Source organism: Rhodococcus sp. GXMU-t2271 (assembly GCF_041414735.1).
Classification (GTDB): Bacteria; Actinomycetota; Actinomycetes; order Mycobacteriales; family Mycobacteriaceae; genus Rhodococcus; species Rhodococcus indonesiensis.
This window is the reverse complement of the sequence record NZ_JAUIZP010000006.1, coordinates 65,231-87,343: the sequence shown is the minus strand read 5'-3', so window position 1 is coordinate 87,343 and position 22,113 is coordinate 65,231. Positions and strand designations below refer to the sequence as shown.

Here is a 22,113-nt window from a genome sequence, read left to right as displayed (position 1 = left end):
CGCGTGAGCGCGGCATGTCAGCGATCCTCCGTCTTCGGTTCGGACGCGGCCGGCTCCCTGCGTCCGACGGCCGCGAGGACGCCCGCGAGGGCACGGTCGAGCAACCAGGCCACGCCGGCGCACACCGGCACCACGACACCCAGCACCAGCGCGACCTGCGGGACGAACGGGAGGCCGGCCAACCACAACTCGAAGCCGTCCCACCACGAAGCCACCCGATCCACGCCCCCACCCTAGTCGGCGCTCGTTCGGTGGACGCCGAGGGCCGGGTGCCGGGATCATGAGGTGATGGCACAGACGTTTGAAGGATCGGGCCTCTCCTCCGCGCATTCGCACCCCCCACACCGGAGCCCCTACCCGCCGATCGACGACTATGCGTTCCTGTCGGACTGCGAAACGACCTGCCTCATCGCCCGCAACGGGGCAGTCGAATGGATGTGCCTGCCCCGGCCGGACTCGCCGAGCGTGTTCGGGGCGATCCTCGACCGCAGTGCCGGCTACTTCCGCATCGGCCCGCACGACCGCACCGTCCCGGCGGCACGCCGGTACCTGCCCGGCGGACTGATCCTCGAGACCACGTGGCAGACCGAGACGGGCTGGATCGTGGTGCGCGACGCGCTGGTGATGGCGCCGTGGCATGCCGTCCAGGAGAGGTCGCGGACCCACACGCGGACGCCGACGGACTGGGACGCCGAGCACATGCTGCTGCGCACCGTCCGCTGCGTGAGCGGCACCGTGGAACTCGAGGTCAGTTGCGCCCCCGCGTTCGACTACCATCGCGCTCCGGCGCGGTGGGAGTACACGGGCAAGGTGTACGAGGAGGCCACGGCGTACTGCACCGCCGGCGAACCCGGAGAGCACCCCGAACTGCGGCTCACCACCGATCTCCGGCTCGGCCTCGAGGACGGCGAGGCGCGGGCACGAACCCGGATGAGCAAAGGTGACACGGCGTTCGTCGCCCTGTCGTGGTCGGACGTGCCGTGTCCGGGGACATTCGAGGAGGCCGCCGCGAAGATGGCCGAGACGGCGGACTTCTGGCGGGAGTGGATCACCACCGGTCGTTTCCCCGATCACCCCTGGCGCAGCTACCTGCAGCGCAGCGCACTGACCCTCAAGGGGCTGACGTACGCCCCCACCGGGGCACTGCTGGCCGCAGCCACCACATCCCTCCCGGAAACACCTGGCGGAGAAAGAAATTGGGACTACCGCTACGCGTGGGTGCGCGATTCGACGTTCGCGCTGTGGGGTCTGTACACCCTCGGGCTCGACCGGGAGGCCGACGCGTTCTTCGCCTTCATCTCCGACGCGTCCCGCAGCGAGGACGGCAAGTTGCAGCCGCTGCAGGTCATGTACGGCGTGGGCGGCGAGCGGGTGCTCACCGAATCGCAACTCGAGCACCTGTGCGGCTACGACGGAGCGCGTCCGGTGCGGATCGGTAACGATGCGTATCATCAAGTGCAGCACGATATCTGGGGTGCGATGCTGGATTCGGTATATCTGCACGCGCGGACCCGCCGGCACATGCCCCAGTCCTTCTGGCCGGCCGTGAAACGTCTCGTCGGGCAGGCCGAGCAGCACTGGAGCCTGCCCGATCGCGGGATCTGGGAGGTGCGCGGTGAGCCCCAGCACTTCACCTCGTCCAAGGTGATGTGCTGGGTCGCGCTCGACCGGGGCGCACGGCTGGCGCGCACGCACGGCCGTCCCGACTACGCGGTGCGGTGGGAGGCCGTCGCGGACGAAATCAAGGCGGACATCCTCGAGCACGGCGTCGACGAGCGCGGGGTGTTCACCCAGCGCTACGGTCACCCCTCCCTGGACGCCTCCGCACTGCTGGTGGTGCTGCTGCGGTTCCTGCCGGCCGACGATCCGCGGGTGCGGGCGACGGTCCTGGCGATCGAGGACGAACTGACCGAGGACGGACTGGTCCTGCGCTACCGCGTGGACTCGACCGACGACGGACTGACCGGCGAGGAGGGCACCTTCACGATCTGCTCGTTCTGGCTGGTCTCCGCCCTGGTGGAAATCGGCGAGGTGGAGCGGGCGCGCACACTGTGCGAACGTCTGCTCGGCTTCGCCAGCCCCCTCAAGCTCTACGCCGAGGAGATCGACCCGCGCTCGGGCCGGCACCTGGGCAACTTCCCCCAGGCGTTCACCCACCTGGCCCAGATCAATGCGGTCGTGCACGTGATCCGGGCGGAGGAGCAGATCGCGGCCGGGGAGTTCCAGCCCGCGCGCCGGGCGCCGTGACCCGCTACCAGGACCGGCGCAACAGTTCTTCCGCGCGATCGGCGATGTCCCGGACGATCTCGCCGGCAGGCCGCTGTTCCCGCACGAGTCCGGCGGCCTCCCCGGCGTAGACCACACCCCGCCGGGGGTCGGTCCCGTCGTACGCGGCGGCGAGGGTCTCCTCGTCGGCGCCGCGCCCGTGCCATTCGGCGGTGTAGTCGTTCGTCAGGGCCCGGCCACCCCATCGCACCGGCCAGGGCTGGTGCCGGGCCCGGTCGAAGACGTCCGTGTAGACGGTGTCGCTGCTGCTCGCCGCTACGAGCCGGTCCCGGGCGTACTTCGGACCCACCGTCTCGGGACTCGCCAGCAACGCCGTGCCGACGAGCGCGCCCTCCGCACCGGCCGCGAGCACCGCTGCCAGTCCCCGCCCGGACGCGATGCCGCCCGCGGCGAGCACCGGAAGCGACGTCGACTCGAGCACCTCCTGCAGGAGCGGCAGGGTCCCGATGTGCCCGGTGTGACCGCCGGCCTCGTGTCCCTGGGCGACGACGGCGTCGACCCCCGCGGCCTCGACGACCCGCAGGTCCTCGATCGTGTTGATCTGCGAGATCACGACGGCACCGGCCGCCCGCACGCGCGGCACATAGGGAGCCGGGTCGCCGAACGACAGCGACACCACGCGGGGCCGTTCGGCCAGCACCGCGTCGAGCAGACTGTCGTCGTCGGCGAGCGACCAGGTCATCAGCCCGAAACCGAGCGGCCCACCGCCGAGTTCGCGCGCCACCGCCGACTCGGCGGCCAGCCACTCCGCGGTGTTGTAGCGCGCGGCCCCGATCAGGCCGAGCCCGCCGGCCCGGGTCACCTCCCCGGCCAGGCGGCCGCCGGCGCGGCCGCCCATGGGGGCGCCGAGCAGCGGGACGGTGATGCCCAGGGTGCGGGTGAGCCAGGTCTCGAGCACGGTGGACTACTTCCCCTTCGGCTTGTCCGAGGACGCCTCGGACGAGAGCGCGGCCACGAACGCCTCCTGCGGGACGTCCACCCGGCCGATCGTCTTCATCCGCTTCTTGCCTTCCTTCTGCTTCTCGAGCAGCTTGCGCTTGCGGCTGATGTCGCCGCCGTAGCACTTGGCGAGCACGTCCTTGCGGATCGCACGGATGTTCTCCCGGGCGATGATCTTCGATCCGATCGCCGCCTGCACCGGCACCTCGAACTGCTGCCGCGGGATCAGCTCCTTGAGCTTGGTGGTCATCTTGTTGCCGTACGCGGCGGCCGCGTCCTTGTGCACGATCGCGCTGAACGCGTCGACGGCCTCGCCCTGCAACAGGATGTCCACCTTCACCAGTGCGGCCTCCTGCTCCCCGGCCTCCTCGTAGTCGAGGCTGGCGTAGCCGCGGGTGCGGGACTTCAGCGAGTCGAAGAAGTCGAAGATGATCTCGGCCATCGGCAGGGTGTAGCGCAGCTCGACCCGGGTCTCGGACAGGTAGTCCATGCCGCCGAGTTCGCCACGCCGCGACTGGCACAGCTCCATGATCGAACCGATGAACTCGCTCGGGGAGATGATCGTGCACTTGACGATCGGCTCGTAGATCGCGCGGGCCTTGCCTTCGGGCCAGTCCGACGGGTTGGTGACGATGTGCTCCTGCCCGCCTTCGAGGACCACGCGGTAGACCACGTTGGGGGCGGTGGAGATCAGGTCCAGGCCGAACTCGCGCTCGAGTCGTTCCCGGGTGATCTCCATGTGCAGCAGGCCGAGGAAGCCGCACCGGAACCCGAAGCCGAGGGCCACCGACGTCTCGGGTTCGTAGGTGAGCGCGGCGTCGTTGAGCTGCAGCTTGTCGAGGGCATCGCGCAGGACGGGATAGTCCGACCCGTCGACCGGATACAGGCCGGAGTAGACCATCGGGCGGGGTTCCCGGTAACCGGTGAGGGGTTCGGCGGCGCCGCCCCGCGCCGAGGTGACGGTGTCACCGACCTTCGACTGACGCACGTCCTTCACGCCGGTGATGAGATACCCGACCTCGCCGACCCCGAGCCCGGCGGTGGCCTTCGGCTCGGGCGAGACGATGCCCACCTCGAGCAGCTCGTGGGTGGCGCCGGTGGACATCATCTTGATCTTCTCGCGCGGCACGATCTTGCCGTCGACCACGCGCACGTACGTGACGACGCCACGGTAGGTGTCGTACACCGAGTCGAAGATCATCGCGCGGGCGGGCGCGTCGGGGTCGCCGACCGGCGGCGGCACCTGCCGGATCACCTCGTCGAGCAGCTCCCGCACGCCCACCCCGGTCTTGCCGGACACCCGCAGCACGTCGTCGGGCTCGCAGCCGACGATGTGCGCGATCTCGGCGGCGTAGCGGTCCGGGTCGGCCGCGGGCAGGTCGATCTTGTTCAGGACCGGGATGATCGTCAGGTCCTTGTCGAGAGCGAGGTAGAGGTTGGCGAGGGTCTGCGCCTCGATGCCCTGGGCGGCATCGACGAGGAGCACCGCGCCCTCACACGCCTCGAGCGCACGGGAGACCTCGTAGGTGAAGTCGACGTGCCCGGGCGTGTCGATGAGGTGCATGACGTAGTCCTCGCCCTCGACCTGCCACGGCAGCCGCACGTTCTGGGCCTTGATGGTGATCCCGCGCTCGCGCTCGATGTCCATCCGGTCGAGGTACTGAGCACGCATCTGGCGCTCCTCGACCACACCGGTGAGCTGCAGCATGCGGTCCGCGAGCGTCGACTTGCCGTGGTCGATGTGCGCGATGATGCAGAAGTTCCGGATCTTCGCGGGGTCCGTGAACGTGGTGTCGGCGAAGGTGCTGATGTCGGGCTCCTGACTCGGACGGGCAGCAGCCCTGGCGGGCCGCGGTCACCCCTGCAGAATATCCAAGTCGCGCCGGGTCCGGTCCCGCGGCCGCACCTGTACGGCAGCGGGCGCCGCTAAGCTCGCCGACGTGGCTGGCACATGGAAGAAACTCGGCAGACAACTGGGACGGATCGCGGTCGAGCAGGGGCCGCGGCTGCTCGAGCAGATGCAGCGCTCCGGCGCCCTCGACCGGGCCCGGACCGCCCTCGGCGCCGGGACAGCCGACGCCGCCCGGCCGGCCCCGAAGCCGGGCCGTCCGGTGGCCTCCCGTACCGCCCCCACCGCGCAGCGCGCCCGGCAGATCTCGTACTCCCCCGACCTCGACGGCCGCGCCGACCCGGGCGAGATCGTGTGGACGTGGGTGGCCTACGAGGAGGACGCGACCCAGGGCAAGGACCGGCCCGTGCTCGTCGTCGGACGCAACGGCGGAACCCTGCTCGGCCTCATGCTGTCGTCGAACGACGACCGGGACGGTCACCGGGACTGGCTGGCGCTGGGTAACGGCAGCTGGGACGCCGGCAACCGGCCCAGCTGGGTCCGCCTGGACCGCGTGCTCGACGTGCCCGAGGACGGCATCCGGCGCGAAGGCGCGGTGCTCGACCGGTCCCGGTTCGAGCAGGTCGCGGCGCGCCTGCGCGCCGACTACGGCTGGCGGTCGCTGCGCGTCCCGGCCCCGCTGGCGGTAGCTGCGCGTCCCGTCACCGCTGGCGGTAGCTGCGCGTCCCGTCACCGCCGGCGGTAGCCGGTCGTCCCGTCACCGCCGGCGGACGCCTGCGGCGGCGTCATGGACGGCCGCAGTCCGGCGAACCGGCCGAACAGCGAGCGGTAGACGAGCGCACCGAGGGCGCCGCCGATCAGCGGGAACAGGATGAACAGCCAGAGCTGCGCGAGCGCGCCGTCCTGGTACGGAGCGACCGCGATGCTCCGCGCCGGGTTGACCGAGGTGTTGTCGATCGGGATCGCGACCAGGTGGATCACCGCCAGGGTGAAGCCGATCGACACCCCGGCCAGCAGCACGTCCGACGCCTGGTCCGTCGCGGCGAGCACGACGAACACCAGGAGCGCGGTCAGCAGCACCTCCACGATCATGGTCGCCCCGATGCCGTAACCGTCGATGAGCACCCCGCCGAGCGGGCCCTCCACCGCCGACGGGCTGTGCGGTCCCCAACCGTTGGCGCCGAGCCCCTGCACGGCCCGGTCGTAGGTCGGCAGCGACTGCGCCACCGAGTAGATCGTCACGCCCGCGACGAGCCCGCCGAAGACCTGGGCCACGATGTAGAACACCGCCCGCTTGGCCGTGACCCGCCCGATCGCGAGCTGACCGACCGTCACCGCCGGGTTCACGTGGCAACCGGAGATCGGCCCGATGGCGTAGACGAGGAAGAGCAGGGTCAGCCCGAACGCCAGTGCGACGCCCAGATTGCCGACCTTGCTTCCGGCGAAGACCGCCGTGCCGACCGCGGAGAACACGAGCACGAACGTGCCGATCGCCTCCGCTGCGTACTTCTTCGCGTCCGAGAATTCTTCCTTCTCGACGGCTTCGAGCGCGGTCTCGTGTTCGGCCGCGCCGGGTGCAAGGTCCGCCGTCCGGTCTTCCGCCCGGTCCTTGCGGCCCGTCTCGTGTTCGTTCGTCATGCGCCCACCTCGCGTCGTGCGATCCCGGAGGACCGGATCCGATGTGTCGAACATCCGCACTGGCGAACACCGCGGGTCGAAGAGGGGCCCACCGGCCGCACAGCACTACCGCAACAGAACACAGCGGACACTACGCAAGCCGGGTGACGTCCACAACAACATCCGGTGACGCCGAGGACCGTTTCCGGCAGGGGCGGCAGGCAGCGAGCGCAAAGACATCCGGTGTACGGTCCCGGACACCTGGTTTGGGGTTCCGCCGGGCCGCTGGTATCGTGGTCCGTCGGTGCCGTAGTGCGCCCAGAGCTTTCCGACCAACTACCAGCAAGACGACAGGATTTTACGCGTGGCCAACATCAAGTCCCAGGTGAAGCGGATCCGCACCAACGAGCGCAACCGACTCCGCAACCAGTCGGTCAAGTCCTCGCTGCGCACGGCGATCCGTTCCTTCCGCGAGGCCGCGGCCGCCGGTGACAAGGACAAGGCCACCGAGCTCCTCGTCTCCACCAGCCGCAAGCTCGACAAGGCAGCCAGCAAGGGCGTGATCCACGCCAACCAGGCCGCCAACAAGAAGTCCGCTCTGGCCAAGGTCGCCAACGGACTCTGAGGTAGAACGCAAGCTCTGCTCCGGAAGCCGCCCGGTCCTCGGACCGGGCGGCTTCCGTCGTCTAACGGCTCCGGCCGGCCAGCCCGGCGACACGGCGCACGGCACGCTCGACCGCGTAGTCGGCGTCCGCCGCCGCGCCTTTGACGTCGGCGTTGAGGTCGGCCACCACCCGCAGCGCCGTCCCGATCGATCCCGGATCCCACGCGCGTGCCTGCGCCTGGGCCTTCTTCACCTTCCAGGGCGGCATGCCGAGTTCGGACGCCATCTTGAACGGGTCGCCACGCCCGGCCGAGCCGACGCGCGCGATCGTGTGGACGGCGTCGGCGAGAGCATCGGCGAGCAGGACGTGCGCGACGCCACGATGCGTCGCCCACCGCAGCGATTCCAGCGCCCCGGCTTCGTCACCCGCGACAGCCTTCTCCGCCACCTCGAACCCCGTGACCTCGGCCTTGCCGGAGTAGTAGCGCTGCACGGCGGCGGCATCGATCTTGCCGCCCGTGTCGGCGACGAGCTGGCTGCACGCCGCCGCCAGCTCTCGTAGGTCGGAGCCGACGGCGTCGATCACGGCCTGCACGACCTCCGGAGCGACCCGAACGCCGGCCGTGCGGAACTCGGCCCGCACGAAGTCCACCCGCTCGGCCGCCTTGGTGATCCTGGCGCACTCGTGGGTCTCGGCGCCGCACTTCTGCAGTTCGCCCACCATGGCTTTCGCGCGGCCGCCGCCGCTGTGCAGGACGACGAGGGCCACCCCCTCGGGTGGGTCGGTCGCTGCGTCGACGATCAGTGCGACGGCGTCCTTGCCGGCCTCCGCGGCGGATTCGAGGACGACCACCCGGTCCTCGGCGAACAACGACGGGCTCAGCAGCTCGGCGAGTTCGGCGGCGCCGGCGTCCCCGGCGCGCAGCCGCGAGACGGGCAGCTCGGCTCCCGCCCCCGTCCGCTCCCGGACGGCACCGACGATCCGCGCGACGGCCCGTTCGACGAGAAGGTCTTCGTCACCGAGCACGAGATGCAACTGCGGGTTGGTCACCGATCGATCGTGCCACGCCCTTCGGACATCACCGTCGGTGCCCCGGCCGGGCGTCCGCGCCGTAGCCGCGGCAGGTAGCCGGCAGCGACGAGCCCGCCGACGACGGCGACCGCTCCGCCCACGCCCGCCGGGACGGGCACCTCGGCCAGGGGCAGGGCCGCGGCACGCGCCGCCACTTCGAGGATCCACCACAGCATGGGCGCGGTCCCACGAGCGAGCAGTTCCGCCGCGGCCGGCGACACCGCGGAGACCGCCGCGACGGTCGTACCGAGCACGGTCAACGGCGGAATTACCGGTGCGACGAGGATGTTGGCCGCGATCGCCACGACGCTGACGGTGCCGGACAGCGCGGCGACGATCGGTGCGGTCACGACGAATGCGGCCGCCGATACGGCGAATACCTCGGCCGCCGCGCGGGGCCACCCGCGGGCCCGCAGCCGGGTCACCCAGGCCGGCGCCACCAATACCAGGCCGGCCGTGGCCGCGACCGACAGGGCGAACCCGGTGTCCGTCGCGAGTTCGGGTGCGGCGACGAGCAGCACCCCGACCGTGGCCGCCAGGGCGGGCAGCCCGTTCCGTCGCCGGCTCGTCACGAGCGCCAGCAATCCGATCGCACCCATCGCGGCGGCACGCAGCACGCTCGGCGACGGGCGCACGACGACGACGAACGCCACCAGCGCGACAGCCGCAAGCGCGACGCCCGTGCGGGGACCGAGGCCGAGTCCCCGCACGGCGAGCAGCACCGCGCCGAGAACGATGCTGACGTTGGCGCCGGACACCGCGGTCAGGTGGGTCAGGCCCGCGACCCGGAAACTCTCCCGGACGCCGTCGGGCAGCTGTGAGGTGTCGCCGACGACGAGACCCGGCAGGAGCCCGGCCGCAGCGGGCGGGAGCACCGCCCCCGACGCCGAGGCGAGACGCTCGCGGATCCGTCCTGCCTCCTGCTGCACCCGCGACGGCGCCTGCACCGATCGGGGTGGGCCGTCGGCTCGGACCACGGCCACCGTCAGGTCCGCGCTGTCCGGGTCGGCGAGCCGCCCGCGCAGGGTCACCCGCTGCCCCGGCAGCAGTTCCGCCCACGCGTCTGCGGGGGCGAACACCACGACGGCACCGCCGCCGGTGTACCGGCCGGCACCCAGCTCGGCGCGGTGCAGCCTCGCCGGGACCAGCACCTGATCTCCTCCGAAGACACTGTCCCCCAACTTCTTCGGATCCTCCGTCGGTTCGACCACCAGCGTGGCCCAGCCCTCGCGCGCGGCCGCCGCGGCGACCGGATGCGTCTCGACCGCCCACATCCGAAGCGCGACTGCCGCAGAGAACCCGGCGGCGACGACGAGAGTCGCGAGCAGTGGCGCGGCCGCGGCGCGAAACCGCCGTCGGCGTCTTGCCACGACCGTGGCCGCCGCGCACAGGGTGGCGATCGCTGCCAGCCCCAGCGCGACCTGCCAGCCGGCGTGCAACCCGAGCGTGGTTGCGGCCCACGCCGCGACCGCGGCCGGCACCAGGCGTGCGTCGTCACAGCCGGCTTCGGTCATACCGTCACCAGCGTTCGCAGGCGCGCCAGCCGAGCGGGGCCGATCCCGTCTACCTCGGCGAGTTGTTCGACGTCGGTGAACGGACCGTTGTCCCGGCGCCACGCGACTATCGCGGCGGCGGTCACGGGACCGACGCCGGGCAGCGCATCGAGGGCCGCCTCGTCGGCGGTGTTGAGGTTCACCGGTCCCCCTGTCTCGGGCGCGCCGGACACTCCGGTTTCGCCCGCACCTGCGGCGCCGGAGATGCCGCTCACCGGCGGGACCGGCGGCAGGGTGCCGACCATGATCTGGTCGCCGTCCGCGAGCCGTTGCGCCAGATTCAAGCCCGTCAGGTCCGCCCCCTCGAGGGCGCCGCCCGCGGCGGTGAGGGCATCGGCAACCCTCGAGCCGGGCGCAATTCGCACGAGGCCAGGCTTGCCCACCAGGCCCACGACACTGACCACCACCTCCTCCGGCGCCGAGTCCTGCTGGGGCGCGACGGGATCCGCCGTCGGTGCTGCGACCTCCACCGCCGGCAGCGGCGGGACCGGTTCCGCGACGGGACGATCGCGCCAGGTCACGACGAGGGTGACGAGCACGACCACGACACCGACCACCGCCAGGGCCCCGGTCCCGCGGCGGCCGGTCTGCCAGCGGGCCGCGCGCAACCGCTCGATCGGGCCCGGTGGATCGGCGGTTCCGGCCGCGTCGTACCACGGGTACGGGTCGTCGTCCGCCGGGACCGTCGGCGCCACCGGGGGACGGTCGCCGGTGGACCGGGCGATCGCGTCGAGCCGGCTGCGCACGAGGTCGTGCTCGTCGCTGCTGCCCATGGCGCGACGCTAACCGGACAGGACCGCTGTCGCCGCGAAGGCTGGGACGAGCCGTCGAATCTGTGGATGAACTGTCCGCCTGTGGACAACTCCTACGCCCGGGAGACGACCACCCCGACGGCGCCGGGCCCGACGTGGGCGCCGAGGACCGCGTCGAGTTCCGATACCGACAGCGGAATCCCGGCGGGCAGCCGTTCGGCGAGTTCTGCGGCGAGCCGCTCGGCACGCTCGGGGGCTTCGCGGTGGTGCACGGCCACCGCGGTCACCGGCTCCGCGGAGTCGACGACGCCGTCGACCAGTTTCGTCATCGCCTTGGTCATGGTGCGAGTCTTCTCCCGCAACACCAGCCGGCCGTCGACGAGGTGCAGCACGGGTTTCATCGCCAGAGCGGTGCCGAGCAGCGCTGTGGCGGTGCCGATACGTCCGCCGCGGCGCAGATGGTCCAGCCGGTCGACCACCAGCAGGGTTCGGCTGTGGGCGGCGACCTCCACCGCCCGGTCGTACACTTCCCGCACGCTCGCACCGGACCGGGCCGCTTCCGCGGCTGCCAGAGCAGCGAATCCCAGACCCATTGCGGTGGTTCGACTGTCGACCAGCTGCACTCGGTCACCGAGGGCGTCGGCAGCATAGCGGGCGGCCGACCAGGTACCCGACAGTTCACGGGACAGGTGCACGGCCACCACCCCGTCGCCGCCACTGTCGGACAGCGCGTCGGCGTACGCTTGCGTCAATTCCGCCGGGGAAGGGCCGGAAGTCGTGACGCCGGAGAGGTCGGCGGGCAGGTCGTCCACGCCCTCGCGCAACTCGACACCGTCGGCGATCACGTGCAGCGGCACGACACGGATGTCGTAGCGCTCCACCAGTTCCGGGTCGAGACAGCACGACGAGTCGGTCACCACTACTACAGACACGCCGCCTACCGTATGTCCTCCGCGGCGAGGCGCGCATCCCGGCGCACCATCCGTACCGCCTCGGCCATCGCGGCGGCAACCTCGCTGTGCCCGTTCCAACCCCAGTGGATGCCGTCCGGGTTCGCGTCCCCGGAATGGATATCCGCGTGCACGGCCTCGCCGAGATCGACCAGCGGGACCGATTTCTCGGAGGCCCACCGGTTGATTGCCCGGGCGGCAGCGGGTCGACCGCGGTGCACCGCGCGGTACTGCTCGCTGCGGTGCACCGACGGCAGCGTGGCGACGACCGGAAGGTCCGGCCGCATGTACGCCAGCGACTCGCGGATGGTCTCGAGGTAGTCCACACTGACCCGGGGCGGCAGGGCCACCGGCCAGCCGAGCGGGGACAGCCGGGGCTGCAGCCACCCGTAGGTCTCCCGTACGACACGGCGCAACCGCGGTGGGCGCACGTAACGCAGCGTTTCGCGTAGCGCCGTCGGCAGCGGGGACGGCAGCGTGTCCATGCCGCCGACGGCCAGCACGACAGCACCTGCCCGCGGAATCGTCGCCCATACGCGCGGATCCTGGGTCATGGCCCACCACGCGTCGCGCGTCGTCCACCCGATCCGCGCGACGAGCTCCACGTCCCAGTCGAGTTCGCGCGCCACGATATTCGGCCAGATTCGCGGATGGTCCGCCGGGAGCCCGCCCTTCGGGCCGTAGTAGCTGAGGGAGTCCCCGATCACCAGCAGCGTCGGCCGCTGCGGACCGGCCGTCGGCTGTGGCTCAGAGGACGTCATCGGCCGCCACCGTCGCCGTCGCGTTCCACACGTCGAGGCGCCACGAGGGGCGGTCGCCGTATCCGCTGAGCTGGACCCAGCCGGTGTTGCCGAGTCCGCCGAGGACCGGCCACCGGTCGACCGGGAGATCGAGCAGGGCGGCCGTGAGCGCCGCGATCAGTCCGCCGTGCGCGACGACGATGATCGGGCGGTGCACCCACTGCTCGTGCTTGTCGAGCAGTTCCTGGATCACCGGTGCGCTGCGCCGCGCCACGTCGACCCGGCTCTCACCCTCGGGAGGGGCCCAGGTCGCGTCGGCCCGCCACGCCGCGCGGGCCCCCGGGGACACCGCGTCCACGTCGTGGTGGGTCAGGCCCTGCCAACGGCCGAGGTGGGTCTCGCGCAGACGCGGATCGATTTCCACCGGCAGCCCGGCCTGGTCACCGAGTTCGACGGCGGTGTCGTAGGCGCGCCGCAGGTCGGACGAGACGATGGCGACGGGACTGTGCTCGACGAGGACCCGGGCGGCGGCCACGGCCTGCCGCCGCCCCAGCGCGGACAGCTCGGTGTCGAGCTGCCCCTGCATGCGACTGGTGGCGTTGTACTCGGTCTGGCCGTGGCGTACCAGGATCAGCCGCCGGACCGGTACCGCGTGGGTCACCGGTCCCCCGGCGCGTCGTCCGGGGCGGGGGTGGTGCCTGCACCCGTGCCGGCGTCGCCGGCCGACGGGGCCGCGTCCGTGTCGCCCGCCGGCGCGGGCGCGCCGATGCCGTCGACGCTGATCACCGGGCAGTCCTTCCACAACCGGTCGAGTGCGTAGAAGTTGCGTTCGTCGTCGTGCTGGATGTGCACCACCACGTCGACGTAGTCCAGCAGGGTCCAACGACCCTCGCGGGTGCCCTCGCGCCGCACGGGCTTGTGCCCGGCGAGCCGCAGCTTCTCCTCGACGTTGTCGACGATCGCGTTGACCTGGCGCTCGTTGGCCGCGGAGGCGATCACGAAGCAGTCGGTGATGACCAGTTGCTCGGACACGTCGAGCACCACCACGTCGGTGGCCAGTTTCTCGTCGGCCGCGCGGGCCGCGATGCGTGCCATCTCGATGGCTTCTGCAGTTGCCGTCACTGCGTGGTCTTCCTCTCGGGGTGGGGATGGGACTCGGGATGGGTCACCGGGTGGGGGTGGGGCTCAGCGTGGGGGGTGAGACACGGTCGTCGTGCCGTCGGGGCGCCGCGAGTTCGCGGGCCGATACAGGTTGCGCTTGCTGATGTACTGCACCACCCCGTCCGGCACCAGGTACCAGATGGGTCTGTGCTCACGCACCCGCGTCCGGCAGTCGGTCGACGAGATCGCCAGCGCCGGGATCTCGACGAGGCCGACGGTGTCGGCCGGCAGCTTCGCGAGATGCTCGGCGAGGTGCTCGACGTGCAGGTCGTAGCCCGGACGCGACACCCCGACGAACCGGGCCAGCTCGAACAGCTCGGCCCAGTCCTGCCACGACAGAATGGATGCCATCGCGTCGGCGCCGGTGATGAAGTACAACTGGGTGTCGGGCATCAGTGCGCGCAGGTCGCGCAGCGTGTCGACGGTGTAGGTGGCCTTCTCGCGTTCGATGTCGACCCGGCTGACGGAGAACCGTGGATTCGAGGCGGTCGCGATGACCGTCATCAGGTAGCGGTCCTCTGCCGTGCTGACCTCGCGTCCCGACTTCTGCCAGGGGTGTCCGGTGGGCACGAACACGACCTCGTCGAGGTCGTACCGGTCGGCCACTTCGCTGGCCGCGACGAGATGCCCGTGGTGGATGGGGTCGAAGGTTCCGCCCATGACACCGACGCGCCGGCGCGGCGGGGAATTCGGGACGGATGGCTCGTGCACGATGGTCCAGCTTACGGGTTCACACCGGCAGCAGGGCCGCCACCACCTGCGCCAGCTGCTGTGCGGACCGGCACTCGTGCATCGTGATGGCCTCGCTGTACACCTCGGCTGCCGAATCACCGGTTCCCCACTGGCCGCGTGGTTCCGGGTTGAGCCAGTGGGCGTGCCGGGCAACGGCCACCAGGTGTTCGAGCGCTGCGAGGTTGGGATCGCGGTAATTGGTCCGGGCGTCGCCGAGCACGAGCAGGGAGCTGCGGCTGGTGAGACTGTGCGCGTACCGCTCGGTGAACACGCCGAGCGCGTGACCGTAGTCGGAGTGGCCGTCGTAGGCGATCAGTTCGGCCTCCCGCAGCATTCGTGACATGGCGACCCCGAGGTCCGCGCCGGCGGAGAAGTGGTGGGTGACCTCGTCGGTGCTGTCGATGAAGGCGAACACCCGGACACGGGAGAACTGCTCGCGCAGGGCGTGCACGAGCAGCAGGGTGAAGTGGGAGAAGCCGGCGACCGATCCGGAGACGTCGCAGAGCACCACGAGCTCCGGACGGGCGGGACGTGGTTTGCGGTTGACGAGGTCGATCGGCACCCCGCCGGTGGACATCGACTTGCGCAGGGTCCGGCGCAGGTCGATCGCCCCCGCGCGGGCCCGCCGTCGTCGCGCGGCGAGCCGGCTCGCGAGCAGCCGCGCCAGTGGGGTGACGCTGCGGCGCAGCGCGGTGAGCTCGGCGTCGGTGGCCCGCAGGAAGTCGACCTCCTCGGCCAGTTTGGGCACCCCGTAGGTGGCGACGCGGTCGCGTCCGACCTGTTCGGCCGTGCGTCGCCGCGTCTCGCGTTCGACCATCGCCCGGAAGTCCGCCACCCGGCGCGCGGCGGTGCGGCGGGCCACTTCGGTGGCGTACTCGGTGTCCTGGTCCCGTTCCTCGGCGCCGGCGTTGCCGAGCAGTCCCTCGAGGATCTTCGACACCAGTGTCTCGGGCGAGACCTGGCGCAGGGCCTGGTACGCCGAGAACGACGACTTGTCACCCGAGGTGTACTGGCCCAGCTCCTCGACGATCTGCGCGGTCAGCAACTCGACGAGTTCGAACGCCTCGGCGGAGTCGTCGGCCAGCATCTCGGCGATCAGGTCCCGCAGCGCCTCGAAGTCGATCTCGCCGTCCGGGGTGCGCGGCAGGGTCGGATCGATCCCGCCGGCCTCGCGGCGTCCGACCGCGGCCGGGAACCACAGGTCGAACAGGGCGTCGAACGTCGGCCGATGAGTGGGCCGTCGCAGCAGCGCGCACGCCAGCCCCTCGCGGAGGGCGTCCCGGTCGAGCAGGTCGAGCACCGAGACGACCCGGCCGGCGTCGACGGTCTCCGACGGTCCTACGGGGATGCCGCGACGGCGCAGCGCCTCGACGAACCCGACGAGGTGGCCGGGCAGCCCGTGCGGCGCCGACGGCCCGTGGTCCCGCAGCGGCGGGCGTGCCCCGGCCATCTCAGTTCAACCGCAGCTCGGCCGCGGCCCGAAGCTGATCGGACTGGTGTTTGAGGATGACGCCGAGGGTCGCCCGCACGGCCGCGTCGTCGAGGGTGTCGAGGCCCAGGGCGAGCAGCGTGCGGCCCCAGTCGATCGTCTCCGCCACCGACGGCAGTTTCTTGAGCTGCATGCCGCGCAGTACCCGGACTGTGCGCACGAGCTGCTCGGCGACCGCCTCGGGCAACTCCGGAACCCGGCTCGCCAGGATGCGGCGCTCGAGGTCGGCATCGGGGAAGTCGAGATGCAGGAACAGGCAGCGCCGCTTGAGTGCCTCGGACAGCTCTCGGGTGGCGTTCGAGGTGAGCACCGTGAAGGGTTTGCGGGTGGCGCTGATGGTGCCGAGTTCGGGCACGGTGACCGCGAAATCGCTGAGCACCTCGAGCAGCAGACCCTCGATCTCCACGTCGGCCTTGTCGACCTCGTCGACGAGCAGCACCGTCGGGTCCTCCCGGCGGATGGCGGTCAGCAGCGGGCGCGGCAGGAGGAACTCCTCGGAGAACACGTCCTGCTTGGTCGCGTCCCAGGAATGGTCGGTGCCGGCCTGGATCCGCAGGATCTGCTTGGCGTGGTTCCACTCGTAGAGTGCCCGCGACTCGTCGACACCCTCGTAGCACTGCAGCCGCACCAGCTCGGCGCCGGATGTCTGCGCCACCGCGCGGGCCAGCTCGGTCTTGCCCACTCCGGCGGGGCCTTCGATGAGCAGCGGTTTGCCGAGGCGATCGGCGAGGAACACCGCGGTGGCAGTGGCCTTGTCGGCGAGGTATCCGGTCTCGGCGAGGCGGTCGATCACCTCGTCGACGTCGGCGAAGATCGGCGGGGTGGTCGGCAGCGCACGGTCCACGCTGTGTCCTTTCGTCGGGGCGGGCCGGTCGGGGTGCGGATCTCGTCGAGCGCTGTCGGGCGCCGACCTCAGGCCGGCCGGGTGTGGCCGTCGCCCCAGACCACCCATTTGGTGGAGGTGAGTTCCGGCAGTCCCATCGGGCCGCGGGCGTGCAGCTTCTGGGTGGAGATACCGATCTCGGCACCGAACCCGAACTGCTCCCCGTCGGTGAACGCCGTCGAAGCGTTGACCATGACGGCTGCGGCATCGACCCGCGCGGAGAACTCACGGGCCGCCGCGAGGTCGGAGGTCACGATGGCCTCGGTGTGTCCGGTGCCGTACCGGTCGATGTGCGCGACGGCCGCATCGAGGTCGTCGACGACGGCGAGCGCGACGTCGAGACTCAGGTACTCGTCGGCCCAGTCCGATTCGGTGGCAGGTTCGAGGCCGGGCAGGTCGCCGTGCACGGTGACGCCGTGGCTGCGCAGCACCTGCAGCAGCCGGGGCACGACGTCGTCGGCGACGGCCTTGTCCACCAGGATCGTCTCGGCGGTGTTGCACACACTGGGCCGGCGGGTCTTGGCGTTGACCACGATCTTCTCGGCCATCTCCGGATCGGCCGACGCATGCACGTAGACATGGCAGTTGCCCACGCCCGTCTCGATGGTGGGCACGGTCGCGTCGCGGACGACGGCGGAGATCAGTCCGGCACCGCCGCGCGGGATTACGACGTCGACGAGTCCGCGGGCCTGGATGAGGTGCGTGACCGAGGATCGGTCCGCGCTGGGCAGCAGTTGTACGGCGTCCTCGGGCAGTTCCTGCGTTGCGAGGGCGCCGCGCAGGGCCTCGACGAGGGCCGCGTTGGAGCGGGCGGCGGACGAGGACCCGCGCAGCAGGGCCGCGTTGCCGGATTTGAGGGCCAGACCGAAGGCGTCGACCGTGACGTTCGGCCTGGCTTCGTACACCATGCCGACGACGCCGAGCGGCACCCGCAGCTGCCGGATCTCGAGGCCGTTGGGCAGGGTCGAGCCGCGGACCACCTCGCCGATCGGGTCGGGCAGCCCCGCAACCTGGCGCAACCCCGCCGCGATGCCCTCGACTCGGGCCTGGGTGAGACGGAGCCGGTCGAGCAGGGATTCCTCGGTGCCCGCCGCGCGGGCGGTCTCGATGTCCTCGGCGTTGGCCGCGAGCACCGCGTCGGACGCGGCGAGCACCGCGTCCGCGGCGGCATGCAGGGCGGCGTCCTTCTGCGCGGTGGTGAGCAGAGCGAGCCGGCGGGAGGCGACGCGGGCGCGACGGGCCGCGGCGTGCACGGCCTCGCGGGTGTCCCCGGCGCCGGTCGCCCGGACGTCCCCGGAAACGCTCGCAGATGAGTCAGGGGTCACGGCAGTCATGGCCTCCAGACTAGTCCGCATCCGGACCGCTCAGCGCAGCCCGGTCCCCCGGGCCAGGGCGGTGTCGACCAGGGTGGAGAGCAACGTGCGGTATTCGAGGCCGCTGGCCTCCCACATGCGCGGGTACATCGAGATCGACGTGAACCCGGGCATGGTGTTGATCTCGTTGATCACCGGCCCGTCCTCCGTGACGAAGAAGTCGACCCGGGACAGGCCCTGGCAGTCGAGGGCGCGGAAGGCGCGGACCGCGAGGTCCCGGATCCGGTCGGAGACGTCGTCGTCGAGCTTGGCAGGCACGTCGAATTCGCACACGTCGTCGAGGTACTTGGTGTCGAAGTCGTAGAACGCCTCGTGATCGCCGGACGGGTCGGGCATCCGGATCTCGGCGACGACGCTGGCACGCACATCGCCGTCGGGGAACTCGAGCACCCCGCATTCGACCTCGCGGCCGACGATCGCGGATTCGACGATCACCTTCGGGTCGTGCCGACGGGCCTTGTCGATCGCCGCATCGAGCGCCGCCCAGTCGGCGACCCGGCTGATCCCGATGGAGGACCCGCCGCGGGCGGGCTTGACGAAGACGGGGAGGCCGAGGCGCTGTTTCTGCTGCTCGGTGACGGTCGCGGTACCGGGCCGCAGCACGACCTGGAAGCCGACGGGCAGACCCTCCGCGGCCAGCAGTTTCTTGGTGAACTCCTTGTCCATCCCGGCAGCGCTGGCGAGGACCCCCGGTCCCACGTACGGGACGCCGGCGAGTTCGAGCAGCCCCTGGATGGTGCCGTCCTCGCCGTACGCACCGTGCAGCACCGGGAACACGACGTCGACGGAGGCGAGCACCTTGCCGAACTCGCCCTCGGCGAGGGCGACGATGTCGCCCGCCCGGGTGGGGTCGGCGGTGAGCACCAGCGCCGAACCGTCCGCGTCGACGGTCGGCAGTTCGCGGCCCGCCTTGGCGAGCCGTTCCGGGTCCGTGTCGGCGAGCACCCAGGCGCCGTCGGTGGTGATGCCGATCGGGACGGCCTCGTAGCGTTGCGGGTCGAGGTGGCGGAGGATGCTACCTGCCGAAACGCAGGAGACGGAGTGCTCGTTGCTGCGGCCACCGAAGACGACGGCCACCCGGATTCGGGGTGTGCTCACGGCACAAACCGTACCGGTGCCGCCGGCCCGGCCGGTATCCGAGTCCTGCTCAGCGGCGGGCGAGCGCGCGGTCGAGATCGTCGAGCAGGTCGGCGGTGTCCTCGATCCCGCAGGACAAGCGCACGAAGCCGGGCGGTACGGGATCACCCCAGCGGGCACGCCGGTCCGCGGTGGTGTGGATGCCCCCGAAACTGGTCGCCGCGGTGACGAGCTCGCTTGCCGCGACGAACCGGTGGAACTGCTGTTCGTCGTCGAGCCGGAACGTCACCAGCGGCCCGAACCGGCGCATCTGCGCCGCGGCGACGGGGTGCGCGGGATCGTCGTCCAGGCCGGGGTATCGGACGCTACCGACCGCGGGATGTTCGCGCAGCATCGTGGCCACGGCGAACGCGTTGGCGCACTGCCGGTCGAAGCGCAGCCCGGCGGTGCCCAGGCTGCGGTGTGCCAGCCACGTCTCGAACGGCCCGAGGACGGCGCCGGAGAGCAGGCGCTCCCGATCGAGGGGTGGCACGAGGGCGCCGTCGGCCACGGCGAGATACCCCATCAGCAGATCGCTGTGCCCGCTGAGCGATTTCGTGCCGCTGGCGACGACGACGTCCGCGCCCAGCGCGAGGGGCTGCTGCCCCAGCGGGGTGGCGGCGGTGTTGTCCACCACGAGCAGGGCGCCCGCCGTCCGGCACAGCGCCGCGGTGGCGCGCAGGTCGACGACGTCCAGTCCCGGGTTGGACGGGGTCTCGGCGAGTACGAGCGCGCCCTCTCCGGCATCGGCGAGGACCGCGCGGAGGCCACCGTCGCCGAACTGGGCACAGGTGAGTTCGTGAACCGTGATACCGAGGGGTTCGAGGCGTTCCCGCGCGTAGGCCCGCACCTGGTAGTACCCGTCGGCGGGGACGACGACGGTGCCACCGCCACGGCTCAGCGACCGCAGCGCGACGGTGACCGCGGACATGCCGGATCCGACGACGCGGGCTGCCGCCGCGCCCTCGAGCGCGGCCAGCGCGGATTCGAGGGCCCGCCAGCCAGGATTGGAGGCGCGGGCATAGGTGTCGGTTTCGGTGCCTTCCGCGCCGAGCTGGTAGGGAGCCGCGAGAACCGGGCCGGGTTGCAGTGGAGCCCCGGGAACATGTTCGGCAGCAACCGCTTTCACACAACGCGTCGAGTCGCCCGGCACGCTCTCACTCCGGTTTGACTCGACGGCCGAGAAGCAGTCCGATCGCCTCGGGCACCGACATGCCCTCGTAGCAGACACGGTGCACGGCGTCGGTGAGCGGCATCTCCACGTCGTAGCTGGCCGCCAGCGCCCGGACGGAGGTGCACGACTTGACCCCCTCGGCCACCTGGCCGTGGGTGGCCTCCTGCGCACTCTCGAGTGTCCCTCCTCGCCCCAGCCGTTCGCCGAACGACCGGTTGCGCGACAGGGGTGAGGTGCACGTGGCCACCAGGTCGCCCACGCCCGCGAGCCCGGCCAGCGTGGCCGGCTTGGCACCGAGGGCAGTTCCCAGCCGGGTGATCTCGGCCAGGCCGCGGGTGATGATGGAGGCGACGGTGTTGTCGCCGAGTCCGACACCGGCCGCCATGCCGCACGCGAGGGCGATGACGTTCTTGCACGCGCCACCGATCTCGCAGCCGATGACATCGGTATTCGTGTAAGGCCTGAAATAACCTGTCGCACATGCTCTTTGAATCTCGAGCGCGCGAGTGGAGTCGGAACATGCGATCACCGTGGCGGCGGGCTGCCGATCGGCGATCTCACGGGCGAGATTCGGTCCCGACAGCACCGCGATGCGGTCGTGCTCGGCGCCGGTCACCTGAGCGATCACCTGGCTCATCCGCATGAGGGTGCCGCTCTCGATGCCCTTCGCCAGGCTCAACAGGGTCGCCTCGGGACCGATGTCGTCGCGCCACGACTCGAGATTCGCGCGCAACGTCTGCGACGGCACCGCGAGGACGAGGAAGTCCACTCCGTCGAGAGCGACGCGATGATCCGCGGTGGCGCGCACCGTAGCGGGCAGTTCGACGCCGGGCAGGTAGTCCGGGTTCTCGTGCCGGGTGGCGATCGCCTCGGCCACCTCCGCGCGCCGCGCCCAGATCGTCACGTCCGTGCCGGCCTCCGCCAGCACCTTTGCGAAGGCCGTTCCCCACGACCCCGCCCCCAACACCGCAGCCTTGCTCACGCAGTCCCCTTACTCGTGTCCGATCCCGTCCGCAGACCAGCGCCGCGGTTGCTCCAGTATCGCCTACCGCCGCGCCCGCGACCCCCGTCGCCGCCGACTGGCAGAATCGACGACCATGACCACCGCGCACGCGCTGATTCCCGTCAAGGCCCTGGGCCTGGCGAAGTCGCGGCTCGCGCATGTTCTCGATCCCGGCGACCGAGCCGCGCTGGTGCTCGCGATGCTCGCCGACACCCTGCACGCGGCGCTGGCGGTCGAGGGGCTCGCCGTCACCGTCATCACCACCGACGCCGACGTCGCCGCGCTCGCCCTCGGCGCGGGGGCGCACACGCTCGCCGATCCCCCGGTCGCCGACACGGCCGGCGCCTCCGTGGGTCCCGGCCCCTCCGATCCCCCATCCCTCGATCCCGCCTCTCTCGATCCACTGAATGCAGCGCTCTCCGCCGCCGCCCACCGGGTGCGCTCCCGCGAGCCGGGCGTGGATCTGATCGCGCTGCACGCGGACCTGCCGGCGCTGCGGCCCGCCGAACTGTCCGCGGCGCTCTCCGCGGCCCGCGAGGCCGGCCGGGCGGTCGTCGTGGACCACACCGGCACCGGCACCTCGGCGCTGCTGCACTGCACGCCCGAACCACTCGACCCGCTGTTCGGCCCCGATTCGGCGCACCGTCACGTGCGGGCGGGCGCCCACCCCCTGACCGGGGACTGGCCCGGACTGCGGCTCGACGTCGACACCGTCGCCGACCTCGAGGCCGCGACGGCACAGGGTGTCGGGTCCGCGACGGCGTCGGTGCTGGCACGGATCGGATGGCCGATGCCTGTTCGTCATCCCGACTTCGGGTGA

At 71.4% G+C, this 22,113-nt stretch carries 22 protein-coding genes; 4 read left to right on the top strand and 18 right to left on the bottom strand.

Features of this window, described 5'->3' with window-relative positions:
• Nucleotides 1-17: 17 nt before the first annotated feature.
• Entirely contained in the window at nt 18-224 is a 207-nt protein-coding gene (locus tag QYS60_RS03715) for a hypothetical protein (protein WP_003937027.1), read from the bottom strand.
• A gap of 64 nt (nt 225-288) precedes the next feature.
• Here QYS60_RS03715 and QYS60_RS03710 point away from each other — a divergent pair, with 64 nt between their 5' ends.
• A complete protein-coding gene (locus tag QYS60_RS03710) occupies nt 289-2,247 on the top strand; it encodes a glycoside hydrolase family 15 protein (protein ID WP_003937026.1) in 1,959 nt (652 codons plus the stop codon).
• Nucleotides 2,248-2,251: 4 nt separating this feature from the next.
• On the opposite strand, the gene QYS60_RS03705 is transcribed toward QYS60_RS03710, so the two are convergent.
• Together QYS60_RS03705 and lepA are read right to left on the bottom strand one after the other, a co-directional pair.
• Nucleotides 2,252-3,184: an NAD(P)H-dependent flavin oxidoreductase gene (locus QYS60_RS03705; RefSeq protein ID WP_371382467.1), complete on the bottom strand. Its 933-nt coding sequence runs from the start codon at nt 3,182-3,184 to the stop codon at nt 2,252-2,254.
• Nucleotides 3,185-3,190: 6 nt separating this feature from the next.
• Nucleotides 3,191-4,978, bottom strand: coding sequence for a translation elongation factor 4 (gene lepA / locus QYS60_RS03700; protein WP_235157362.1), 1,788 nt, complete (start codon nt 4,976-4,978; stop codon nt 3,191-3,193).
• 187 nt (nt 4,979-5,165) lie between these two features.
• Between lepA and QYS60_RS03695 the strand changes: the two genes are divergently transcribed.
• Nucleotides 5,166-5,819 carry a type II toxin-antitoxin system PemK/MazF family toxin gene (locus QYS60_RS03695; RefSeq protein WP_371382466.1) on the top strand — a complete coding sequence of 218 codons (654 nt, stop codon included), beginning with the start codon at nt 5,166-5,168 and terminating at the stop codon, nt 5,817-5,819.
• Here the strand turns inward: QYS60_RS03695 and QYS60_RS03690 are convergent.
• Complete coding sequence (locus QYS60_RS03690; RefSeq protein ID WP_371382465.1) at nt 5,804-6,712, bottom strand: aquaporin; 909 nt, start codon at nt 6,710-6,712, stop codon at nt 5,804-5,806. The two genes, QYS60_RS03695 and QYS60_RS03690, sit on opposite strands and share 16 nt — an antisense overlap.
• Before the next feature lie 343 nt (nt 6,713-7,055).
• Between QYS60_RS03690 and rpsT the strand changes: the two genes are divergently transcribed.
• Nucleotides 7,056-7,316 carry a 30S ribosomal protein S20 gene (gene rpsT, locus QYS60_RS03685; protein WP_003937021.1) on the top strand — a complete coding sequence of 87 codons (261 nt, stop codon included), beginning with the start codon at nt 7,056-7,058 and terminating at the stop codon, nt 7,314-7,316.
• A gap of 61 nt (nt 7,317-7,377) precedes the next feature.
• Here the strand turns inward: rpsT and holA are convergent, their stop codons facing one another.
• The 14 genes from holA to QYS60_RS03615 form a co-directional block, all read right to left on the bottom strand.
• Complete coding sequence (gene holA, locus QYS60_RS03680) at nt 7,378-8,346, bottom strand: DNA polymerase III subunit delta (protein WP_054373728.1); 969 nt, start codon at nt 8,344-8,346, stop codon at nt 7,378-7,380.
• Nucleotides 8,343-9,881 carry a ComEC/Rec2 family competence protein gene (locus tag QYS60_RS03675; RefSeq protein WP_371382464.1) on the bottom strand — a complete coding sequence of 513 codons (1,539 nt, stop codon included), beginning with the start codon at nt 9,879-9,881 and terminating at the stop codon, nt 8,343-8,345. The genes holA and QYS60_RS03675 overlap by 4 nt, the downstream gene beginning before the upstream one ends.
• Nucleotides 9,878-10,693 carry a helix-hairpin-helix domain-containing protein gene (locus QYS60_RS03670; protein ID WP_371382463.1) on the bottom strand — a complete coding sequence of 272 codons (816 nt, stop codon included), beginning with the start codon at nt 10,691-10,693 and terminating at the stop codon, nt 9,878-9,880. Before QYS60_RS03670 ends, QYS60_RS03675 begins: the two co-directional genes overlap by 4 nt.
• A gap of 92 nt (nt 10,694-10,785) precedes the next feature.
• Nucleotides 10,786-11,604 (bottom strand): DegV family protein, encoded by an 819-nt coding sequence (locus QYS60_RS03665; RefSeq protein WP_040782625.1) that lies wholly within the window; start codon nt 11,602-11,604, stop codon nt 10,786-10,788.
• A gap of 5 nt (nt 11,605-11,609) precedes the next feature.
• On the bottom strand, nt 11,610-12,383 hold the full coding sequence (gene octT / locus QYS60_RS03660) for a diglucosylglycerate octanoyltransferase (protein WP_289380832.1): 774 nt from the start codon (nt 12,381-12,383) through the stop codon (nt 11,610-11,612).
• Nucleotides 12,370-13,023 (bottom strand): histidine phosphatase family protein, encoded by a 654-nt coding sequence (locus tag QYS60_RS03655; protein ID WP_003937015.1) that lies wholly within the window; start codon nt 13,021-13,023, stop codon nt 12,370-12,372. The genes octT and QYS60_RS03655 overlap by 14 nt, the downstream gene beginning before the upstream one ends.
• On the bottom strand, nt 13,020-13,484 hold the full coding sequence (gene rsfS / locus QYS60_RS03650; protein WP_371382462.1) for a ribosome silencing factor: 465 nt from the start codon (nt 13,482-13,484) through the stop codon (nt 13,020-13,022). The genes QYS60_RS03655 and rsfS overlap by 4 nt, the downstream gene beginning before the upstream one ends.
• Nucleotides 13,485-13,547: 63 nt before the next feature.
• Entirely contained in the window at nt 13,548-14,183 is a 636-nt protein-coding gene (gene nadD / locus QYS60_RS03645) for a nicotinate-nucleotide adenylyltransferase (protein WP_371382485.1), read from the bottom strand.
• 70 nt (nt 14,184-14,253) lie between these two features.
• Nucleotides 14,254-15,705 carry a VWA domain-containing protein gene (locus tag QYS60_RS03640; RefSeq protein WP_371382461.1) on the bottom strand — a complete coding sequence of 484 codons (1,452 nt, stop codon included), beginning with the start codon at nt 15,703-15,705 and terminating at the stop codon, nt 14,254-14,256.
• A 1-nt stretch (nt 15,706) separates the two neighbouring features.
• A complete protein-coding gene (locus QYS60_RS03635; protein ID WP_003937011.1) occupies nt 15,707-16,588 on the bottom strand; it encodes a MoxR family ATPase in 882 nt (293 codons plus the stop codon).
• A 68-nt stretch (nt 16,589-16,656) separates the two neighbouring features.
• A complete protein-coding gene (locus QYS60_RS03630) occupies nt 16,657-17,961 on the bottom strand; it encodes a glutamate-5-semialdehyde dehydrogenase (RefSeq protein WP_371382460.1) in 1,305 nt (434 codons plus the stop codon).
• 30 nt (nt 17,962-17,991) lie between these two features.
• Nucleotides 17,992-19,098, bottom strand: a complete 1,107-nt coding sequence (locus tag QYS60_RS03625; RefSeq protein ID WP_193788789.1) for a D-alanine--D-alanine ligase family protein — start codon at nt 19,096-19,098, stop codon at nt 17,992-17,994.
• A 49-nt stretch (nt 19,099-19,147) separates the two neighbouring features.
• Entirely contained in the window at nt 19,148-20,269 is a 1,122-nt protein-coding gene (locus tag QYS60_RS03620; RefSeq protein WP_371382459.1) for a cystathionine gamma-lyase, read from the bottom strand.
• A 4-nt stretch (nt 20,270-20,273) separates the two neighbouring features.
• On the bottom strand, nt 20,274-21,272 hold the full coding sequence (locus QYS60_RS03615; RefSeq protein ID WP_371382458.1) for an NAD(P)H-dependent glycerol-3-phosphate dehydrogenase: 999 nt from the start codon (nt 21,270-21,272) through the stop codon (nt 20,274-20,276).
• 115 nt (nt 21,273-21,387) lie between these two features.
• On the opposite strand from QYS60_RS03615, the gene cofC reads away from it, so the two are divergent.
• Nucleotides 21,388-22,113, top strand: coding sequence for a 2-phospho-L-lactate guanylyltransferase (cofC, locus tag QYS60_RS03610; RefSeq protein WP_371382457.1), 726 nt, complete (start codon nt 21,388-21,390; stop codon nt 22,111-22,113).

What these genes read in the sequence shown, in the direction of transcription:
- QYS60_RS03710 (WP_003937026.1), top strand. Translation starts at nt 289, where the DNA reads ATGGCACAGACGTTTGAAGGATCGGGCCTCTCCTCCGCGCATTCGCAC.
- QYS60_RS03690 (WP_371382465.1), bottom strand. Translation starts at nt 6,712, where the DNA reads ATGACGAACGAACACGAGACGGGCCGCAAGGACCGGGCGGAAGACCGG.
- QYS60_RS03675 (WP_371382464.1), bottom strand. Translation starts at nt 9,881, where the DNA reads ATGACCGAAGCCGGCTGTGACGACGCACGCCTGGTGCCGGCCGCGGTC.
- QYS60_RS03670 (WP_371382463.1), bottom strand. Translation starts at nt 10,693, where the DNA reads ATGGGCAGCAGCGACGAGCACGACCTCGTGCGCAGCCGGCTCGACGCG.
- octT (WP_289380832.1), bottom strand. Translation starts at nt 12,383, where the DNA reads ATGACGTCCTCTGAGCCACAGCCGACGGCCGGTCCGCAGCGGCCGACG.
- nadD (WP_371382485.1), bottom strand. Translation starts at nt 14,183, where the DNA reads ATGGGCGGAACCTTCGACCCCATCCACCACGGGCATCTCGTCGCGGCC.
- QYS60_RS03640 (WP_371382461.1), bottom strand. Translation starts at nt 15,705, where the DNA reads ATGGCCGGGGCACGCCCGCCGCTGCGGGACCACGGGCCGTCGGCGCCG.
- QYS60_RS03630 (WP_371382460.1), bottom strand. Translation starts at nt 17,961, where the DNA reads ATGACTGCCGTGACCCCTGACTCATCTGCGAGCGTTTCCGGGGACGTC.
- cofC (WP_371382457.1), top strand. Translation starts at nt 21,388, where the DNA reads ATGACCACCGCGCACGCGCTGATTCCCGTCAAGGCCCTGGGCCTGGCG.